17 protein-coding genes are annotated in these 18933 nt (G+C 47.0%); 15 read left to right on the top strand and 2 right to left on the bottom strand.

The window, feature by feature from the left end; all coding sequences use genetic code 11:
* The first annotated feature begins 2 nt into the window (after nt 1-2).
* The 13 genes from AC0YN0_RS16350 to AC0YN0_RS16290 all read left to right on the top strand — a co-directional run bounded on the left by AC0YN0_RS16350 (nt 3) and on the right by AC0YN0_RS16290 (nt 15022).
* Entirely contained in the window at nt 3-1187 is a 1185-nt protein-coding gene (locus AC0YN0_RS16350) for a phage major capsid protein (RefSeq protein WP_475822204.1), read from the top strand.
* 70 nt (nt 1188-1257) lie between these two features.
* Entirely contained in the window at nt 1258-1644 is a 387-nt protein-coding gene (locus tag AC0YN0_RS16345) for a 2,3-dihydroxybenzoate--AMP ligase (RefSeq protein WP_475822203.1), read from the top strand.
* Entirely contained in the window at nt 1641-2213 is a 573-nt protein-coding gene (locus tag AC0YN0_RS16340) for a phage adaptor protein (protein WP_475822202.1), read from the top strand. Before AC0YN0_RS16345 ends, AC0YN0_RS16340 begins: the two co-directional genes overlap by 4 nt.
* Nucleotides 2214-2217: 4 nt before the next feature.
* Complete coding sequence (locus tag AC0YN0_RS16335) at nt 2218-3777, top strand: right-handed parallel beta-helix repeat-containing protein (protein ID WP_475822201.1); 1560 nt, start codon at nt 2218-2220, stop codon at nt 3775-3777.
* 20 nt (nt 3778-3797) lie between these two features.
* On the top strand, nt 3798-5210 hold the full coding sequence (locus AC0YN0_RS16330; protein WP_475822200.1) for a hypothetical protein: 1413 nt from the start codon (nt 3798-3800) through the stop codon (nt 5208-5210).
* 4 nt (nt 5211-5214) lie between these two features.
* Entirely contained in the window at nt 5215-5880 is a 666-nt protein-coding gene (locus tag AC0YN0_RS16325; RefSeq protein ID WP_475822199.1) for a hypothetical protein, read from the top strand.
* A 56-nt stretch (nt 5881-5936) separates the two neighbouring features.
* On the top strand, nt 5937-6467 hold the full coding sequence (locus AC0YN0_RS16320; protein ID WP_475822198.1) for a hypothetical protein: 531 nt from the start codon (nt 5937-5939) through the stop codon (nt 6465-6467).
* Nucleotides 6468-6502: 35 nt separating this feature from the next.
* A complete protein-coding gene (locus AC0YN0_RS16315; protein WP_475822197.1) occupies nt 6503-7894 on the top strand; it encodes a hypothetical protein in 1392 nt (463 codons plus the stop codon).
* A gap of 11 nt (nt 7895-7905) precedes the next feature.
* Nucleotides 7906-12306 carry an LPD38 domain-containing protein gene (locus AC0YN0_RS16310; protein WP_475822196.1) on the top strand — a complete coding sequence of 1467 codons (4401 nt, stop codon included), beginning with the start codon at nt 7906-7908 and terminating at the stop codon, nt 12304-12306.
* A 126-nt stretch (nt 12307-12432) separates the two neighbouring features.
* Nucleotides 12433-12963: a hypothetical protein gene (locus AC0YN0_RS16305; RefSeq protein WP_475822195.1), complete on the top strand. Its 531-nt coding sequence runs from the start codon at nt 12433-12435 to the stop codon at nt 12961-12963.
* The gene (locus AC0YN0_RS16300) at nt 12926-13678 is read left to right on the top strand and encodes a peptidoglycan recognition protein family protein (RefSeq protein ID WP_475822194.1); all 753 of its coding nucleotides are present in this window, start codon (nt 12926-12928) and stop codon (nt 13676-13678) included. The genes AC0YN0_RS16305 and AC0YN0_RS16300 overlap by 38 nt, the downstream gene beginning before the upstream one ends.
* Nucleotides 13679-13924: 246 nt before the next feature.
* Nucleotides 13925-14311, top strand: coding sequence for a hypothetical protein (locus tag AC0YN0_RS16295; RefSeq protein ID WP_475822193.1), 387 nt, complete (start codon nt 13925-13927; stop codon nt 14309-14311).
* Nucleotides 14312-14860: 549 nt separating this feature from the next.
* Nucleotides 14861-15022, top strand: a complete 162-nt coding sequence (locus AC0YN0_RS16290) for a hypothetical protein (protein WP_475822192.1) — start codon at nt 14861-14863, stop codon at nt 15020-15022.
* Nucleotides 15023-15217: 195 nt separating this feature from the next.
* Here AC0YN0_RS16290 and AC0YN0_RS16285 read toward each other — a convergent pair whose 3' ends face one another.
* Together AC0YN0_RS16285 and mscL are read right to left on the bottom strand one after the other, a co-directional pair.
* Nucleotides 15218-15853, bottom strand: a complete 636-nt coding sequence (locus AC0YN0_RS16285; RefSeq protein ID WP_475822191.1) for an NUDIX hydrolase — start codon at nt 15851-15853, stop codon at nt 15218-15220.
* A complete protein-coding gene (mscL, locus tag AC0YN0_RS16280) occupies nt 15846-16277 on the bottom strand; it encodes a large-conductance mechanosensitive channel protein MscL (RefSeq protein ID WP_475822514.1) in 432 nt (143 codons plus the stop codon). Before mscL ends, AC0YN0_RS16285 begins: the two co-directional genes overlap by 8 nt.
* A gap of 327 nt (nt 16278-16604) precedes the next feature.
* Between mscL and AC0YN0_RS16275 the strand changes: the two genes are divergently transcribed.
* Entirely contained in the window at nt 16605-17375 is a 771-nt protein-coding gene (locus AC0YN0_RS16275) for a sporulation protein (protein ID WP_475822190.1), read from the top strand.
* A gap of 447 nt (nt 17376-17822) precedes the next feature.
* A complete protein-coding gene (locus tag AC0YN0_RS16270; RefSeq protein WP_475822189.1) occupies nt 17823-18932 on the top strand; it encodes a DNA alkylation repair protein in 1110 nt (369 codons plus the stop codon).
* The last annotated feature ends 1 nt before the right edge of the window (nt 18933 follow it).

Raw genomic sequence — 18933 nt, 5'->3', positions numbered from 1 at the left:
ACATGCCAGCAGATTTGACAACAATTGGTGACGCACTAAAGATCGATTACCTTCCCGAGGTACAGGAGCAGGTTAACAACGGCTCTAACTACTTCATCATGAAACTGAAACAGAAAGCTGAAAAGATCGATGGCGACGGCAAGAACTTCTACATTGCTCATCACTACGGACGTAACAGCGGCGTGGGTGCCGGTACTGAAATGGGAGATCTCCCAACGGCCGGACAACAAGGATACAAGGGCTCGACAGGTAACGTAGCGTTTGTACATGGTCGCTTGCAAGTATCCAATGCGACGATTCAAGCATCCAAACGTGATGAAACAGCTTACCTTCGCGCTCTAACGTCTGAGGTTAAAGGTCTAACGACTGATCTGCAGCAATACATGCGCCGTGTGTCCCTTGGTGATGGTAGCGGTAAGCTTGCTGTATTCCCGACTCAAGCAGCGGCTACGACGCTCACAGTTGACGATGTGCGCCTGTTCTTCGTTAACCAACAAATCGACATTTATACACTGCCGAGTACGTCTGTAGCGACTGCTAGAACGATTACAGCGGTTGATTATGACGCTAAGACGATCACAATTTCGGGTGCAGCTGTTGCAACTACGGCTAACGATATTGCAGTAACAAAAGGCGCGCTGAACCTTGAGCCTATGGGGCTTGCGGGTATCATCAGCAAAACAAAAACGCTTCAAACGCTTGACCCGGCAACATACGGATGGTGGAAAGCAACGGTAATGGCGAATGGTGGCACAGGCCGTGCGGTTAGTGACCAACTTATTCGCTCCCTTATCGACCGTCTAGATATCACATCGGGTAAAAAGGTGGAATGGCTGGCAGGATCGCACGGTATCCGGGCTTCCTATGAAGGCGTACTGACTTCCATGAAGCGTTTCGTTAACCCGATGGACTTGGAAGGTGGATATAAAGCTATCGAGTTCGATGGATTGCCGCTTATCGTTGACCGTTACATGCCGTCGAAACGGATTTGGGCTGGTAACTGGGATGATCTTGGACTGTATTACACTTCGGAGCTTGATTTCATGGACGAGGACGGCAGCATGTTCTCCCGTGTCGCTGGAAAACCAGCGTATGAAGCGACCGCATTCAGCTATGAAACGATGGTTTGCCACGCTCGTAACGCTTTCGGCGAGTTGGGCGACCTTAACGAACCGGCTGGATACTAATACTGCACTTATCGAGAGGGGTCTTCGGACTCCTCTTTTTTTCTATTATCTCAGAAAGGCAGGAACACTTATGAATCGGCACTATCGAAATGGCTTTACTCGCGTGATGATTAATGATTTGTACGATGTTGAGCCGCAATTACAGGCGTATGACGAACACCTATACCTCATGTGGAATCCCCATACAGGAGAACACTTGATTATGGACGGAATGACTGAGTTAGCGGTCATGAAGCTGCCACAACCAGGATGGCCAGTGCTTACAAGCGACATTGTTGACCATATACGGAAGATCCACACTGCTAACGGATTCAGCGCAACAGCAGTCGTCGAAAGAGCTGATGATGAGCGTGAACGCCACATAGAAGCGAAGAAAGATCTATTAGCTCATGACTTTGCACGTGAAATGTACCGAGGCGATAAACGATCGGTGATGATGGGAGGAGTGAGCGCATGAAAACAGGAGAGCTGCTTGAACGTGTCCGGCTTGAGATCGACAATGACCTGACCGACGCACAAATAGTCGGCAGGTTCAATGAGCTCTCTAAGCGGCTGTTTCGTAAGTTCGTACTGCCTGAAACTATATATGGCTTTACGACAGTGGAGATACCTTATTATGACCTGCCCGACGACTGCTCAGAGGATCGAATACGGTGTGTGGTCATTGATGATTTGGAATACCTAAAAGTAACTCCTGAAATTCAGAGCCCCCCTAGTCACTTCTGCACTGCTTTTGAAGGTGCTTTGTTCATTAATCCAGCACCAGCAGCAGGTAAAGAAGCTTTCATTTACTATCGTTCTCGACCTATTGCGCTAAATTATAGCGACCTTAATTCAATTCCTAACTTTCCTGAAGATTACCACGAACTGTATGTCTATGATGCCGCGGCATGGATTGCGGGAATACAGCGTGATGTTGATATGAAAAACAATTTCCAATCCGACTATGATGCAATTTTCAAAGATGCTCAGCGTGACCTGAAAAAGATGGGATTGCGAAGAGTTAAAGAAACGACAAGGTGGTGAGTTTATGGGGCAAAGTGCTTACTCAATAGCCATGCAACAAATGAGTGAACTAATACAAAAAGCTAACTTAAACCAAGTAGCCTTTGAAGCTCAATTGAAACCGTACCTCAATGAACGCGGGGTAAGTGTTAAAGATTACGGCGCTAAAGGTGACGGCGTAACAGATGATAGAGCAGCGATTCAATATGTGCTCGATAATTTTAAAAGCGTGTTTTTCCCAACCGGCAATTACATCATTAATGGGCAGTTGCTTATAGACACTGGTCACGTATTAAGCGGATTCGGGACGCACGTTAACAGTGATACAAATTCAACACTCGGGAATGCCAAGTTAATCTTCACCGGCACAGCAACATCGTGTATTCGTAACCGAAATATGGGCGCTATGATCGTGCATTTTGGTTTTAATGCATTAAGTATCCGTGCAACTGGAACTTACGATTACATTTTCGACTTTATTGAGCCGGTCGGAATGAATATGTACTTCGTCCGCGCTGAAACAACGAACTTAGCTGGCGGCGTAATGAGGACACGTAAACTCGCATCAGCTAACCCATCATGGACAGCATCGATGCATGGAACGCAGTTAAGAGCGCCGGACGCATCGACAGCGTATATCTTTGACACTGAAATGGGTGACTCTGATATTGTCGGCTGCGGATTCACTGGTGGTAAGGGAATCAACCTCATAGGAACGGGTGGAATGAAGTTTACCGGCTGCTTGATTGACCGTTCAAACGGGTATGGAATCACGATCAATAAAGCTACTGAATCGGGAACAGAACACATTATTACCGGCTGTCAGATAGAGGTTAACACGTTGGGTGCTATTCTAATCAATGGTGACTACAACAACGCTTTGACGAACAACATTTGCGCGCCGACAATCGTCGGAAACATGTTCAGAAACTCTACAAATGCTGTAGATATCAAGTTTGTAAACACGGCAGGATCGGTGCTGAGTGGTGGCTTAATATCCGGAAACACTCATGCTCAAGCAGTTTGTACGCCGTTGCAATATGACCCAACACGATGGACTAACATTGCTCTCGGGCCAGCTTGGACGGATCGATCGCAGAAAAAAGTTGATGTTGCTTCATACGGTCTCCAATACAGCAATCAACCTGCAATTATACATTGCCTAAATGCTCCGATCATACACACGGGAAACACGTCAACGACCGTCATAAAGACTTTCACAATTCCGGCTGCGACGATCGGTAAAAATGGCAGAGTCCGAATATATACCAACTGGTCAATGACCGGTTCAACCAACAAAAACATAAGAATCCACATCGGGGCGCAGGATCTTTTTAACGAATCTGCAACGACTGAATTGAGTGCAAGGTATTTGACGGACTTCTGGAATGTCAACTCATGGACTGCACAGAAAGCTCAACCGGCGAATTCCTACAACTTTGGAAAGACCGCTTCTGCAGCCATTACGATGGCTAACGACACGCTTAACAACGGGATGCAAATTAGCTTTACAACAACGTTAAGCAACGCAGCTGATTCCGTCACACTAGAAAGTGTATTGATAGAGCTATATCCTGCTGATTAGTGAGAGAAAGGAGGCAACGAATGTCATACTGGGGGTCAATTAGAGGCGTACAAGAGCCTATACCGATTCGAAAGTTTGACGGTGTATACAAGCCTGATGACGAAGGTTTCAATTTACCCGACGAATTATTCACCGAGCTGATAAACTTCTCTCCAGATAACTACCCAGCCATATCAACGAGACCAGGATACAGCGTTGTAGGGCAATTCGGATCTTCTGCTGTCCTCGGCTTGGGAGCTTGGAGGGACAGTGAGCTTCATGGGATTTTTAGTGATGGAACATGGCGGCGGTTGAATGGTGACGGAACATGGACGCAGCTAGCAACAGGATTAAATACAACGGCTGAATGGTCGTTCACCAATTTTAAAGGCAATCTGACTGGTATTAACCTTATCGGAGCAAACGGTGTAGATACGATCAAACGATATGATGGAGCTACGGTTCAGAATCTAACTGGTGCTCCTGCAGGTGGTAACTTTATCGATACACAAGCCAATAGGCTCTATTGTGCCAAAGACAACATCGTAAAGTACTCAGCGCTAAGCAAAGCTGACGATTGGACAACGGTCGATGATGCTGGTGAGATCGCGTATGAGACACCGAACGGAGAGAATATTAACGGATTGAGCGCTGGAACAGGTCACGTCACCGTGTTTAAGCCATCATCGACCGCCGAGCTCTACGGAACGGGCCCGACAAGCTACAAACTAGATACTGACGTTGCAACTGATATAGGCGTAACAAGCAATAAGGCTGTAGCGCTCCATGATGCCATTGTACCGTTTGTATCGAGAGACGGTATCTATCAGTACTCAGGTGGACTAAGACCGAGTAGAAGCTTCTCAGACGCTATACTGAGGACTGTACTAAGCATTAGCGCAGCATCATCGATAAAATGCGTTGCCGGTTCGGATGGAGAGAGGATGTACTTCGGCATCCCAGCAAACGGCACTGCTCAGAACAATATGATCCTTCAGTACAATGTTCGTACAGGCGGCTGGTATACATGGAATAACATCGCTGTAACTCAAATGATTCGCGTCGGCGTTAAGTTCTATATGGGCGATGCTACAGGGCGCGTATTGCTCATTGGAGGCACGACAGACAACGGAACACCTATCACAGCCACAGCGATTACTAAGCCGTTTACAGCCGCTTCTATGGCGCGTAAACAGCAATGGTATAAGCTGTGGCTGTCTGCTTCTATTCCAACAGGCAGCAGCTTGAGCATTTATATAAGCGGTGAGCCATCGGGCAACAACTGGACGCTATGTAAGACAATCACAGCCAACACGAACATGTTCTATAAGCAGATACTCGTCCCTACGAACTCGATCGCTAACGTAAATGCGGTACGTCTGAAGATCGTAGCTACGGGCCCTGTAACGATACATGAAATCACTCGCCAATTGCGCGAACTTCCAATGAGGTGAAGAGATGGCACAAGCAAATATTAACGTTGCAAAAGAAGCTATGTCGTTAGAAGCACTAAGCGAAGAGGTTGCTAAGCTTCAGAAGATTCTTCGCTGGCTGTTGAACGGAAATATTGATTTTGAAAACCTGAGAGTGAAAGGGATCATAGCCGAAAACATATCAGTAGATGAATTGTCAGCCATTACCGCCGATATGGGGAAGCTTACATCCGGAGAGATTTACGGTGCTTATATAGCTACTGCGGAGGGGACGTATCCACGTAGTGAAATGAGCTCAACGGACAACTTATTTAGGGCAGCTCAAGCAGCAACAGGTTATGTTTCGGTTGAACCTGTAAACAGCTTTAGTGATTCACCGGCAGTTAATATTGTTCAAGGAGCAGAAAGAATCGTGATTGGGTTTGACGCAGCTAGTACAAGTCCAGCGGGGATCTACAGTTCAGCTGAATTTGAAATATTTTCTCCTGACGGTTTGATGATGCCTCCTAGTACAAATTTTACTAACTGGACATACTTGAAGAATATTAATAATGGCAGAAATCTACAACAAGAATTAAATTTAAAAGCTAATTCCTTCATTGGGGTAAGTGGTACGGTATATGTGGCTTCTAGTTCTGGCGGTGCAGCAACAACTCCAATAACCTTTTCCAATGGTATTCGTACTTCTTAATTCTATTAATTAGTCAATGTGTTATACTAGGCTAAAAATGGAAATGAGGTTGTGGAATGAAAAAGTTTGTCGTTGGTGTTGTGGTTGGCGCATTATTAATGGCTTCAGGTCAGGTTATGGCTGAGACGGTCTCGAAGATAGGTAAGAAGATTCAAGGCGAAGCCACTGTTAAAATAGATGGAAAAACAATGAGTTCCGCAATTATTGTTGACGCTAAAAGCTATGCTCCTGTACGTGATGTTGCAGAAGCGCTAGGCGCGGTGGTGTCATATGAAAAGGGTGTGATAACAATAGAGGAGAAGGCTTCGCTATTGACGCAATTAAATATTAAAAAGCAAGAGATTGAAATACAAATTTCTCTTGTGCAGGATTCCATCGACAGTTTAACAGCAGACGACAGTATGATTGCAAGACTAGAAAAGTTGCTGGAAGAGAAAGAGACAAATGAAATTATTAAGAATGAAAGACTAAGAAGACTTGCAGAATTAAAAACAGCTTTAACTGAGCACGAAACCAATCTTGCAGATCTTCAATCCCAACTAACCGAAATAAATAATCAAATAGCAGAACTAGAGTCGGCTCAATAGCCGGCTCTTTTTTATGCTCAGAAAGGGGAATCATTATGGCCGTACCTGATCCATACGCAGCAGCGAAGAAGAGCCCGGTCAAGTCCGCAGTCGTCAATACGCCTGTACCTGCACCTCCAAGTGCGGGGGGAGTGAATACACTTGGTGGATCTACTGCCGCAACAAGCACCACAAAACAAGCAGCAGGTGCTTCAAGCGGTTATGGAGTTCCATCCTCACAAACCGTACCTGAGCCCAAACAAACGTCTACATCTAGCTATTCAACGCCAGCGTATAGCGATTGGCAGCAAAAGCAGCAGTCAAACTATGACAATCTGCAAAGCATGCTAGACTCGACGTTCAGTTATGACCCTAATACTGATCCGCGCTACCAAGCTTATCAGCAACTCGCTCAAAAGAGAGCTGGTGCGGCGTCACAATCGGCTATGGAGGCACTTAATTCACGCGGCATCCTGAATAGTAGCGTGACCGGTTCACAGCTTGCACAGATCCAACAGGGAGCGGAGCAAGAAGCGTTGTCGGCAATACCTCAGTTCTACGATCAAGCTCGCGCAGATTATCAGGATAAGATCCGTAATGCTGCGGATATGCTCAACTTCTCAGCGAATAGGACAGATGCTGACCGTAATTACGGATTAGCTGAAGGTGAGTTGACGGGAATGTACCTTTCTCCTGAAGCCCGCGGCTTAATCAATCAAGTTACACAGTTAGGCGAGGCGTGGAAAACGGGCACTCCCGAACAGAAAGCGGCTTATCACAAACAAGCTAATGCGTTACGTGCGCAATTGTCGGGAATGGGTGTTGATTCTTCGTTATTCGGGGCAAATGTCAGCACAGAGGACAGACTTGCGAATGTCGGCCGTGCAGGAGCCCAAACACTGGCTGCTAAGGATATGTCATTCAATCAAGGAGTCACTACTCGCCAGCTTGATCGCGCTGATTTCGAATCAGATCGGGATTACAAATTCGCAGTTGGACAGCAAGAGTGGGAAAATAACTTCAACTCTGAACAGTTCGATTGGCAGAAGGCTCAGCAAGCTTGGGAAAATACGTTCCAAGAGAAGAACTTCCAGCAAGAGATCAAGGAAGCAGCAGCGGCGAGAGGATTACAATGGGCGAGCTTAAGCCAACGCGATAAGGAATTTGTAGCTGATCAGGCATTTAGGAATAAACAGTTTGAGTATCAGAAAACACAGGACAGTATTGCGAATGATTTAGCAAAACAAAAGTCATCCGCAGGATCCGAGCCGACCAAAAATGAAATTGAAGCAGATTATTATTCTAACCTGGATAGGATGGCGGGATCAGGACAGGATTTGAAAGGCTTCTTTAAAAATGAAAAATCAAACATTATAGCTGATTTGGGTAAGTCAGGATTTGATTCGTTATTGAAGTCGTATGGATTATCTGAATATGATTTGAAATAGGCGGTGATGGTATGGCAGTAGATTGGTCTAAGTACGGTGGTGATAAGAAGGAAGAGCGTCGAAAGTCTGCCTCCCGTGTAAACTGGGATAACTATGATCCCGAAATACAGCAAGAAAAGAAACGTGTTGAAGGAGTGGCGGTACGTGCTGCTGCTCCTGATGCGTTCAATCCGTTCCAACAGAATGAAACCAATATGACGAAGTTTAAACCAATTGGAACTGATCGTGTCACTTCTCCAACAGTGGCGCTTCCTTCTGCCTCACAAATATTGCAGACAGATCGGGAGCGCTTCAAATCTGATCATCAGCCTACACGATCAGAGTACATTACAGATAAATTAGAGAAGGATAGACAAGCAAGCGAGGGTAAACCCTTTCTATCCACTATCCAACGCCTTACAGAGCCTGTAATGACCGCGATTTACGGACTAGAGACATTGCCTGGTGTTCCTGCTTTCCAAAAAGGAGCAAATTCCGCACTTAACATTTCAGGGGGCAATCCGGCACCGTTCAAAGCGCCAGGCATTTTAGATAAGGCCGCCGAGTTTACAGGCATGTTGGCTGGATCATTAACGAATCCAGCTGCGATAGAACAAGGACTTGTTACTCTTCCTTATCAAATTGGAAAAGGACTGACCAATGCAAAACATCTTCAGCCGTTAATAGGTGTCGGTGAACGAGGGATAGTTAGAGCAACAAACGCCGTTAATCCTGTACTAAACCAAGCAGGAATAAACATAGGCTCTAACTTGACCAATCAAGCTGTCAGAAAAGGTGTTGAAGGTGCTACTGCAGGGGCTATCCAAGGCGGCATTATTTCAGGTGTTCGCGGTGAAACGGATGCGAAGGACATGGGTCGTAATATATTGTATGGGGCTGCATTAGGCGGTGCAGGTGACATCGCTATTGGATCACTAGGTGAGTTGGCAAAGTCGGTTATTAGCAAATATCGCCCACAAGCATCGACGGCACAGAACGTACAATCACTTCCTGCACCTCGTCAGCGTGGAAACGTGAACACGGTTGAATCAGTGGAGACAATTACACCGGATTATACATTTAAGTTACTTACAGCTTCGCCAGAGACCACAAGAAGGGTGGGTAATGTATCGCAAGCCCGTGATGACTTAAAGATTATTGATGACGAGATCCGGCAGCTAAATAGCAGTTACGACCGTGCAATAGTCGATGAATATAATTATCTTAAACAGTCATTGAATGAGCGCGGCGGAGTTCAGCAAGGACAATTGCAGACGGACGCTGATGGGAATGTTTTAAGTAGAGCAGGACGAATATCTCAGAATCCACTTTGGTATCAAGAATTCTATGCTGCTAAAGGCAAATTCCCTTCTAACAAGGAACTATACCAGTTAGCTCGAGAACGCGTAGATAACGGATTTAAGGATGAAGCAGGTAATGTTCCGTCATGGAAGTCGCAGAATGGTTTTGATGACAACATGGCAGCATTACAGGACGTTCGCACGCAAATAAATGGATCTTTGAGAGAATTAGATCCGGCCATTAACGTTACTGATGCTAAATTGAAGACTGAGGAGATATCATTCCCCGTCAAAGGGCAGATTCAGCCTTCAGCAAGTAAAACTCAGTCTATCAGCGAATCAGTTGAGAATATTAAAGCTCGGAAGCTGGCGCCTGAAGAAGACACTGCTCAACTCGTAAGAGAAATAAATAATCCTCGTCAGCGTGACCGAGTTTATAACTGGCTGGATCAAAAAGAAAAGAATGCTCGTCAACGGATGGCTAAGCGAAGAGGAAACATCAACTCGAACCCATTGCCTGAATGGGGCGATATGTCTGTCATTATGGCAGCCAAAATGGGCAAAGGAACAATTAAATTAGCTGATTTTACGGAAGAAGCGGTTAAAGAGTTTGGAGAAAGCGTACGTCCACATGCTCAGAGACTATACCAAGCGGCTAAAGAGCAACTTCGCAAGCAAGAGCGGATAGCATCTAAGGAAGGTCAAGACGCGGACACGTTCAATAATAGCGGCGTAGGCGACGCTTCAACGTTCGAAGGAAAGATTTCTCGTGGTAAAAAGGCTGATCGTACATCAACAATCGACAAATGGGAACGGTTCAAGACGCAATTTACTGAGGATATAGCGCCTATTAACCGTCTCGAGCGTAATGTAACAGGGGAAATCGCATCAGCTGAAGACAGTATTTATAAATCTGCTCGGATGTATAAAGGTGTGCCTGAGAAGATAAACCAATTTATCGATAACCGTTTAAAGCCGATCGTAAGGGGAGTAGAGAAAGCTGGCTACAACTCAGATGACTTAGGACGGTATGCGCTCGCTGTTCACGCCAAAGATGTTAATGCAGCAGGATACAAATCAGGATTCACCAATGCTGAGATCGATGATGTTATTCGTAAATTAAATACGCCTGAAATGGAAGCAGCGCGTAAATCTCTAGTAAATATTAACCGCGAATTGCTGGATGACCTCGTTGAATCGGGTGTCGTTAGCGCTCAGCTTCGGGATGTATTGAATGAGCGTTGGCAAAACTATATTCCTTTATTCCGTGATGTTGATGATGTTGCCGGTCATAACAGTGGGCTTTCAGAAGCGTTGGCTAATGTCGCTAATCCTTTGAAAAAACTAAAAGGTAGCGAGAAAAATGTTATTGAACCACTTGAAAATATGGTGCGAAACATCACAAAGAACATTAGCGCTGCAGAAAGAAACAAGGTTGCCTCGCATATCTCTAGACTTTCTAAACTTGATCCTGAGAACAAGTACATTAGAAAGCTTAATGATGGCGAACAGGTTCAAGGAAAGAACGTAGTGAGCGTTAAGGAGAACGGAGATAACGTACATTACGAGGTAGACAAAGATGTTCGTGATGCGCTACTAACGCTTGATAAGGAATCAAGCACATGGCTGATGCGTTTCTTATCTACTCCCGCATCATGGCTACGCGCCGGCGCAACGTTGACACCTGAGTTCATGATGAGAAACCCTATCCGAGATTATCGAAATGCTAAAATCATTTCCGATTCAGGATTTAGACTTGATGATTACGCGGTTGGTCTAGCGTCCTCCATCATGGGTAAATTCGGTAAAGGTAAGCTCTATCAGGATTGGGTAGATAACCTTGGAGCGTATGGGAATATCGTTTCTGAGGATAAAGGTAACTTTGCTGCTGCTCAAAGGAAAATACTAACCCAAAGCCCAGGGAAGAAGTTCGTCAATGTTGTAGACCCTCGTAATTTTATTGCCTTGTTACGCGGTATCTCAGACATTACGGAGTCGTCTACAAAGGTCGGAGAGTATAGAGCTGCATTGCGAAAAGGCGCATCAAAAGAAGAAGCTGCATATCGCTCTAGGGATCTAATGGATTTTGCTCGTGCGGGTTCAAGCATTAGGCAAACAAACAAAATCGTAGCGTTCTTGAATGCTAATATTCAGGGTAAATCAAAGACGATCCGTGCATTTAAGAATCATCCAGTGAGGACTACTGTTCGTGTGGTCCAACATATGGCAGTACCAACGGTAGGTATCCATTTCTACAATAAACAGTTTGCTAATGATACGCAGAAAGAGACAATCAGAAACGCCCCTGACTGGCAGCGAAACACGTTTTGGTTGGTTGCTGTGCCGGGAACGGATATGGTTGCTCGTATACCAAAACCATTTGATTTTGCAGTAGTGGCTAATGTTGTCGATCGTGCTTTGGATTTTTGGGCAGATAACGACAAAGAGGCGTTCGAGGGGTTTGGAAAGGGCGTATTAGCTGATAATGCTCTGCCGATGATGATTACTGGACTGCAGCCATTGCTTGAAGGGGTAGCAAACTATTCAGGTTTCAAACAAGGTCCTATCATCCCGCAGAGAGATCAAGGATTGAAGTTTGAAGATCAATACGATCCGATTAAAACATCTGAAGCAGCGAAGGCGATAGCCGGAATCGTAGATAGTCAGTTAGGAAGTGTAGGGGGTAATTTCCGTTCTCCATACATTATTGACAATACTATTCAAGGGTTGTTTGCTGGCGGCGGTAAATATGTAACGGACGCGGTAGATGCAATATTAGGCAAGACCGGTGCCGTTGATCGCGTTTCAACTCCTGAAAAACGAGCAGAACAAAAGCCGGTAGCTCGATCATTCCTTGTCGATCCACTTCAAGGCGGTAAAGACACGGAGAAGTTCTACAATGAACTGGAGAGGCTTGAACGTGAAAAAAGATCAGCAAGTATCAACGAAAGAGCGTTCAGAGAAGAAGCTCTGCACAATAGATTAAGCGATGCTTCTGAATCGATGAACGAATTGAGCACGAGAATACGACAAATAGAAAGAAGCGATTTGACTGCAGCTCAGAAACGAGCTGAAATCGAACCGCTGATTAAGCGACGTAACACATTAGCTCAACAGGCTATAGGAAGGTGAAGCCCATGATTGTCATGGATACAACCGAATACTGTAACTCGCCATTGAGCGATGAATCACTACGACTTATCGCTCTTTTTGTTGATCGTGATACTTATGACAAATTGCTCTACAAGCGGGTGAAATATGTACGACTTAATACTCGATATCGCCCAAAACTTATGGAAGTACGGAAAAGAGCCTTCAGCCATAATCCTGTCCGTTATCGCCATCATGCGGACAAAGATGTTCAAGAAGAAGCTGAAGAGGTATATGCCCTATTTGTTTCCGGCTGACGGGGATATCAATCAAACGTACGTTAACAATCAGCTCCTAATCATGGAGAATCAACGATTAATGATGGAAAGGATGGGGCTGGAATGTTCAGTCGCAAACCAAACCTCAGCTACAGTACAGAGTTACAGCAAGCCATCAAAATTATACTGGGGGAAGATACGAATGTTAAACAAGTTGAAGTCGAGAAAGTTTTGGGCAGCAATAGCCGGCGCAGTCATTCCAGTACTAAATGAAACTTTAGGATGGGGGCTATCAACTGAAGTTATAACTGCTATTACAGCGTCCCTCGTTGGTTACATCTTAGGCGAAAGCTTTGTCGATGCCAAAAGAGCTGGAGGTAAAAATGAGGGGAATACAACTAACACCGAACACATGGAGTAACATACCGCCGATCATTGATATAACTGATAAGCTGCCTCGTAAGTCTCCATGGGAATCGTTGACGAAGAAGAACATCGTCAAGGGCGTATGGGACGGCACATATCACACTGGCTTTCGCAATCCCGCTGATATAGACACGATCATCATCCACCATTCAGGGCCACCAAACGGGACGCTGGAGTCTCATGCGAATTATCATGCAAGCAAGTGGGGCGCCGGCATCGCATACCATGTTGCGATCGATCAAGGACAGATAAAGCAGCTTAATGATTTGCGGTCGTTCACTTATCATGCTGGCGGCAATAACACCTACACAGTCGGCATTGTCGTCAATCGAAACATAACCAAAGACAACGACTTAACAGAGCAAGAGAGAAAGCTTCTATACGCCGCTATACTGGCGGTTAAGGCTGCTATTCCTTCAATTAAGTATATACTCGGTCATAATCAAGTATCGCCTACCGCATGCCCTGTAACGTCAGTAGATCGTATAAGAGAGGATGTAGCTACATTGGAACTTAGATTAGAAGTAGAAGCAGCACCTAACGAGAAGGTAGTAAAAGCATTCGCAGCTAAGACGCGACTCGATGCGATTTATAAAACGGCGACGACACCGGGTAAGAATCAGGAAGAAGGACTGAGGAAGATGGGGATGTGCTATGATTGGCTGGTTGCAAATGGTTTATTGGTAATAGAATCTTCCAATACCAATTAGGATATGGTAATATTTAATAGCACTTCACGACCCCGCCGTTAACATTCGATGGTCTTGGGCTTGCCCAGACTGACGATTGTAATGGGAAGGAGGTGGAGTTTATGCGAATCGATATTCGTATAAACTTCAACGCCGCTGACGCAGCTGTTCTTATAGAACTCATCCGTCTCGTCGTAGAAGTCGCAACTAGCCTCCAGTAGGGGGCTTTTTTTTGTTATTATAGAGGAAAAACAATCGAGGACTAACATGCCTAAGAAACCTCTACCTCAATTTAACTCCATAGAAGAAGCAAGAGTCTATTACGCTAAGTACGGCAAGCTAATCCATGGCGGTCGAGTTGAAGATAAGCACATCTACACCTATAACGTAAAAGATGGGCGTGTGCTGCATCTCTACCTATATATTGACGGACGAGTCGAGGAGATCACTTTTGATAAAAAAGCGATGCCGACATATATTTCTCACGAAGAGGCTGAGAAAAAGGTTGAAACAAATCGCGAAGTACTGACCGAGTTTTATAGCAAAGGGATATGCGAGTGTAAAGCGGAAGGCCGCTTCAGGTGGAGGGTGATCGGAGGCGCGCGAGTGTACATGTGCGTGAAGTGTGAGAAGCCGGTGTATTATAAAATGTAGCAGCCCCTCATTAAGAGGGGGTTTTATTTGTCCAAAACAGGTACTTTTGTAGGTACTTTCACTATAGTAATGCCCTTCATCAGCATACCTCTTAATGCGAAGGAGTCTTCTGCGATTAACGCAGGGGGCTTTTTTTATTTTCCGGCAGCTGCCGTTCGATTAGACTATTTTTTGATCAGATCGCCAAGGAATCCGAGAAGTTCGGTCATGAAATTGAAAAACGGTCCAAGCCAGTTCCCGCGCTTTCTTTTTGCTCTTCTTGCCATATGCATTCTCCTTCTATGTATAGATTTTCTAATGACGACAGTCACGGCCGCCGCTTCGGGCGCATACCCTATTACAGCAAAAATGAGCTGGGATAAACGATTTCCTGAGCAGCGAGGAGTGACAATATGCCGCGCATACCGAATTTCCCTCCGGCATTGCTGGAGGAGCATCGCATATGGCATCATACGAACCATTTGGCGCCCGGTTCCATGCCGCCGCCAGGTTACGGGGAACGGTTTCTGCGATTTCACCGCGACTATATTAATCGAGTTGCCGGCTGGTATGCCAGCCAGGGCTACGATACGAGAGCGATTGCCGGATGGAACGGAATACCTGACGCCATTAGGCGTGCGCCTTGCTACAATGCGGAAGCTGAACAGCGCGTTACGTATCAGCCGCAATCGTTCCGATCAGCCGATGAGCTGGGCAGCTTCATCGAGATGAATCTGCACGGCTGCCTGCATCCGATGGCAGCGCAGCTGTGGAACAATCCGGAGCTGAACGACTTCGATCTGGCGCCGCGCAATACGGAATTTTATAATATTCATTTTTTGATTGACGGATGGTTTCAGAACTGGGAGCGGGCATGGGGAATGCGCGATTCGGACTCGAATCGCGCAGATGTGAAAAAAGCTCGCTCTACGTGCAATTGCGGAGCGAGCGAAGGACGTTCGTATAATAAGAAAGCTCGCGCGGAACGAACTGATCTGCTTTCACTACAACATGGGAAGCCAGCAGCGGACCGCCGCCAGGAGGCAGCGCCACGCCAGTCGCCGGCAGCTCTGTCAGCGAGCCCTCGAACAAAGCAAGCAGCATCTCCAGGTCGGCCTCATACACCCCGGCCACTTCTTCGGGCTGCAGCCGAAGTTCGCTCAGAGGCGTCTCGCACACGAGACCGAATACATCGCTGACCTCACGGTCGATGAACGGAACACCGTTCACGATGCCCTCGCATTGCTCGCGTACCTGACCGAGCGGGATGAGCTGCTCGAGAGGAGCTTGAACGCCAAGCTCCTCATCCAGCTCGCGCACCGCTTCCGCGAGCGTCTCTCCTGCCGTTAAATGACCGGCTGCCGTTATATCGTAGCAGCTTGGGTTCGTATCCTTCGTCACTTGCCGAAGCTGGAAGCGGACGAAGCGGTTGTCGCCTTCGCGGCGTATCAGCCAGCAATGGATCGAGCGATGCCAATAGCCCTTCGCATGCGTTTCGGATCGTGTTGCGGTACCGAGCGGATTCATCTCTTCGTCATAGATGTCGAACAGCTCATCAGCCATGCTGTACAGCCTCCAGCTGCGAAGTGCATTGCTTGCAGCGGGTAGCCTTAATCGGAACCATGGACAAGCAGTACGGGCATTCCTTCTCCGTTGGCGCAGCAGGCGCTTCATCCTTTTTCTTCTCCGTACGCCGTAGAACATTAATGACCTTAACCAGCATGAAAATACAGAATGCAACGATTAGGAAGTCAATAAGTACGTTGATGAATTGCCCGTAGGCGATGACTGGTGCGACGAAATCGGCAGGTTTATCATCGAGTTGCTCTTTCGTATACAGCGGAATCTTCAAATGCTTGAAATCAACCCCGCCCAATACTCTCCCAATCGGCGGCATAATGACATCGTTGACAAGCGACGTAACGATTTTGCCGAACGCTCCCCCTATAATAACACCGACAGCTAGGTCGATAACGTTGCCGCGCATGGCGAACTCTTTGAACTCTTTGACGATTTTCACGTAAGCTTCCTCCTGCTCCTATTTAACTATAGTTTGCCCTGAATCTAGCAAATGTATTCTATCATTCTAGCGAAAATGTCCGAAAGTGAAAAGTGCCCTAGAGAACCTTATCACTAAATATAGCGGTCATTCATGTTCGAAGTGCTCACATGGACGATTTTATAATATAATTTACATAAACGGGATGAACGGGAATGAAACCTGTTCCGAACGACGCACGTATAAATCCTCACCATACACAGTAGAAGCACCTGGAATGAAAATTGGAAAGCTAATTTATAGGAGGATGTTCACATGTTCAATCGTTTTCTAGCCAGCATCGGGATTGGGAACGCAACGATCGATACGGTATTGGAGAAGCCGCGCTATATGCCGGGCGAGGAGGTTCGCGGTGTCGTCCGTATACGGGGAGGCAATGTGGAGCAGCAGATCGAGACGATTCATCTGTCCGTTATGACACAATATGTTCGCGAGAGCAACGACCAAAAGTACAATCAGAATGCCGAAGTCGGCCGTTATCATGTTAGCGCGCCTTTCTTGCTGAAGGCAGGAGAGAATCGCGAGGTGCCTTTCTCGTTCAACCTTCCGCATCAAACGCCGCTTACTTTCGCGCGTACGCCGGTATGGGTGAAGACGGAGCTTGATGTGCGCGGAGGCGTTGATCCAGGCGACAACGACAAGATCGAGGTTGTGCCGACGCCGCAGATGAATACGATTCTTGAAGCGATGAACCGCCTCGGCTTCCAGCTGCGCAAAGCGGACTGTGAATACGCATCCCGTCTCGGCGGCAAGATGCCGTTCGTACAGGAGATCGAATTCGTGCCTACGACCCAATTCCGCGGACAGCTGGATGAGGTTGAAGTGATGTTCTTCCCGTCGGATCGCGAGCTCGAGATCGTGCTCCAGATCGACCGCCGCGCGCGCGGGCTTGCAAGCATGTTCGCGGAAGCGATGAATATGGACGAATCATTCGTGCGAGTCAAATATACGAATGAGCAGTTGAATCAAGGAGCAGCGACGGTATCGCATCAGCTCGCTGACATTATTGCTCGTTTCGCTCGTTAATAGCGATCAGAGACCGCAGCCGCAGCCTGGAAGACGTTCCGCTTGGAGCGCCTTCCGGGCTTTTTTTTTACGATTGACCAATCAGCATACGAAAAAAACACCTTGAACGAAATAACTGGAATTTTTCCCGCTATTACTGAGCTCCCCGACTACTTTTTATCAAATAGATGGAATAACTCCCGTTAAAATCATCTATTTTCAATCAGAAGGGTCATATCACTGAAATTAACTGGAGTAATTCCAGTTATTCTACATTTCCGTTTGGAATCCAAAAAAATAACTGGAGTAATTCCCTCTATTCCAATACAAAGAAACTTGTATGTTCGTTAATCGAGCCGTCGTAGTTTTTTTTTGCACGTACGCCTCGTTTACGGCGTAGGCTTATGTCATTTGCTGCGGACAAACGGTATAATTCATCATAGTAGAGCAATAAGGGAGGAGAACCATTTGGCCGAACCGTTAAAAGCGTTATACGACGGATTATTTATTGAACAATTCGCCGCCAAGGTGAAGGAGGCGTGGCAGCCTTTCGACGAGCGCTCCTTCGCAGAACGGGTGCGCGGCGGAGAGTGGGAGCGTCTCGAGCTGAAGGCGCGGGCAAGAGCGATTACGCTGGCGCTTGGCGCAGAGCTGCCGAGTAAGTACGAAGAAGCGATAGCCGTATTGTTCCAGATCGATGAGCAATGCTCGGGCTTGCCGTATATTTTCTTCCCTGATTTCGTAGAGGTGTACGGACTCGAGCAGCCCGATTGGGAGCTGTCGTTCGCGGCGCTCGCAAGATTCACTCAGCGTTCGACCGCGGAGTTCGCCATACGGACATTCATTCTGACCGATCAAGAGCGTACGCTTGCCCAAATGCATGCGTGGGCAGACGATTCGAATGAGCATCTAAGAAGGCTGGCAAGCGAAGGGATAAGACCGCGTCTGCCATGGGCGCAGGCGCTTCCGCTGTTCAAGCGCGATCCATCGCCGATCCTGCCGATTTTGGAGAAGCTGAAGCAGGATCCGTCGCTGTATGTGCGCAAGAGCGTGGCCAATAACCTGAACGATATCGCCAAGGACCATCCGGAGCTAGTCATAGAGCTGGCGGAGAGATGGCATGGAGAGCATGAATGGACGGACTGGATCGTCAGACATGGCTGCCGCACGTTGATCAAGCGCGCAGAGCCGCGCGTCATGCATCTGTTCGGCTACTCGGCTGCCGCAGACGAAGAGACGCTCTTCACATCGGCGATGCTTAACGTAGAGCCGTCCGAAGTGGCGATCGGCGGGGAAGTGGCGCTGAGCTACAAGGTGCAGCTTCGCGATACCGCGCGGACGAAGGTGCGAATAGAGTACGGAATCGACTTCGTGAAGTCGGGCGGGAAGTCGTCGCAGAAAAGATTTCTTTTGTCGGACAAGGAATACGCTAGCGGAGCTGTCGCTTCAGGGACGAGGACGCATCGATTCGCCGATCTGACGACGCGAAAGCATTATGAGGGCGCTCATCGGTTAACCTTATGGGTGAACGGCGTTCAGGCAGCGAGCGGCGAACTGCTCGTGAAAGGGGAAATATAGT

The sequence above is a fragment of the Paenibacillus sp. J22P218 genome (assembly GCF_056269195.1).
The sequence above is the reverse complement of the archived record's forward strand: the minus strand, read 5'-3'. Positions and strand labels throughout refer to the sequence as shown.

Excerpts from the sequence above, each read along its gene's own strand:
- AC0YN0_RS16350 (WP_475822204.1), top strand. The coding sequence starts at position 3 with ATGCCAGCAGATTTGACAACAATTGGTGACGCACTAAAGATCGATTAC.
- AC0YN0_RS16345 (WP_475822203.1), top strand. The coding sequence starts at position 1,258 with ATGAATCGGCACTATCGAAATGGCTTTACTCGCGTGATGATTAATGAT.
- AC0YN0_RS16340 (WP_475822202.1), top strand. The coding sequence starts at position 1,641 with ATGAAAACAGGAGAGCTGCTTGAACGTGTCCGGCTTGAGATCGACAAT.
- AC0YN0_RS16335 (WP_475822201.1), top strand. The coding sequence starts at position 2,218 with ATGGGGCAAAGTGCTTACTCAATAGCCATGCAACAAATGAGTGAACTA.
- AC0YN0_RS16330 (WP_475822200.1), top strand. The coding sequence starts at position 3,798 with ATGTCATACTGGGGGTCAATTAGAGGCGTACAAGAGCCTATACCGATT.
- AC0YN0_RS16325 (WP_475822199.1), top strand. The coding sequence starts at position 5,215 with ATGGCACAAGCAAATATTAACGTTGCAAAAGAAGCTATGTCGTTAGAA.
- AC0YN0_RS16320 (WP_475822198.1), top strand. The coding sequence starts at position 5,937 with ATGAAAAAGTTTGTCGTTGGTGTTGTGGTTGGCGCATTATTAATGGCT.
- AC0YN0_RS16315 (WP_475822197.1), top strand. The coding sequence starts at position 6,503 with ATGGCCGTACCTGATCCATACGCAGCAGCGAAGAAGAGCCCGGTCAAG.
- AC0YN0_RS16310 (WP_475822196.1), top strand. The coding sequence starts at position 7,906 with ATGGCAGTAGATTGGTCTAAGTACGGTGGTGATAAGAAGGAAGAGCGT.
- AC0YN0_RS16305 (WP_475822195.1), top strand. The coding sequence starts at position 12,433 with ATGTACGACTTAATACTCGATATCGCCCAAAACTTATGGAAGTACGGA.
- AC0YN0_RS16300 (WP_475822194.1), top strand. The coding sequence starts at position 12,926 with ATGAGGGGAATACAACTAACACCGAACACATGGAGTAACATACCGCCG.
- AC0YN0_RS16295 (WP_475822193.1), top strand. The coding sequence starts at position 13,925 with ATGCCTAAGAAACCTCTACCTCAATTTAACTCCATAGAAGAAGCAAGA.
- AC0YN0_RS16290 (WP_475822192.1), top strand. The coding sequence starts at position 14,861 with ATGCCAGCCAGGGCTACGATACGAGAGCGATTGCCGGATGGAACGGAA.
- AC0YN0_RS16285 (WP_475822191.1), bottom strand. The coding sequence starts at position 15,853 with ATGGCTGATGAGCTGTTCGACATCTATGACGAAGAGATGAATCCGCTC.
- mscL (WP_475822514.1), bottom strand. The coding sequence starts at position 16,277 with ATGCGCGGCAACGTTATCGACCTAGCTGTCGGTGTTATTATAGGGGGA.
- AC0YN0_RS16275 (WP_475822190.1), top strand. The coding sequence starts at position 16,605 with ATGTTCAATCGTTTTCTAGCCAGCATCGGGATTGGGAACGCAACGATC.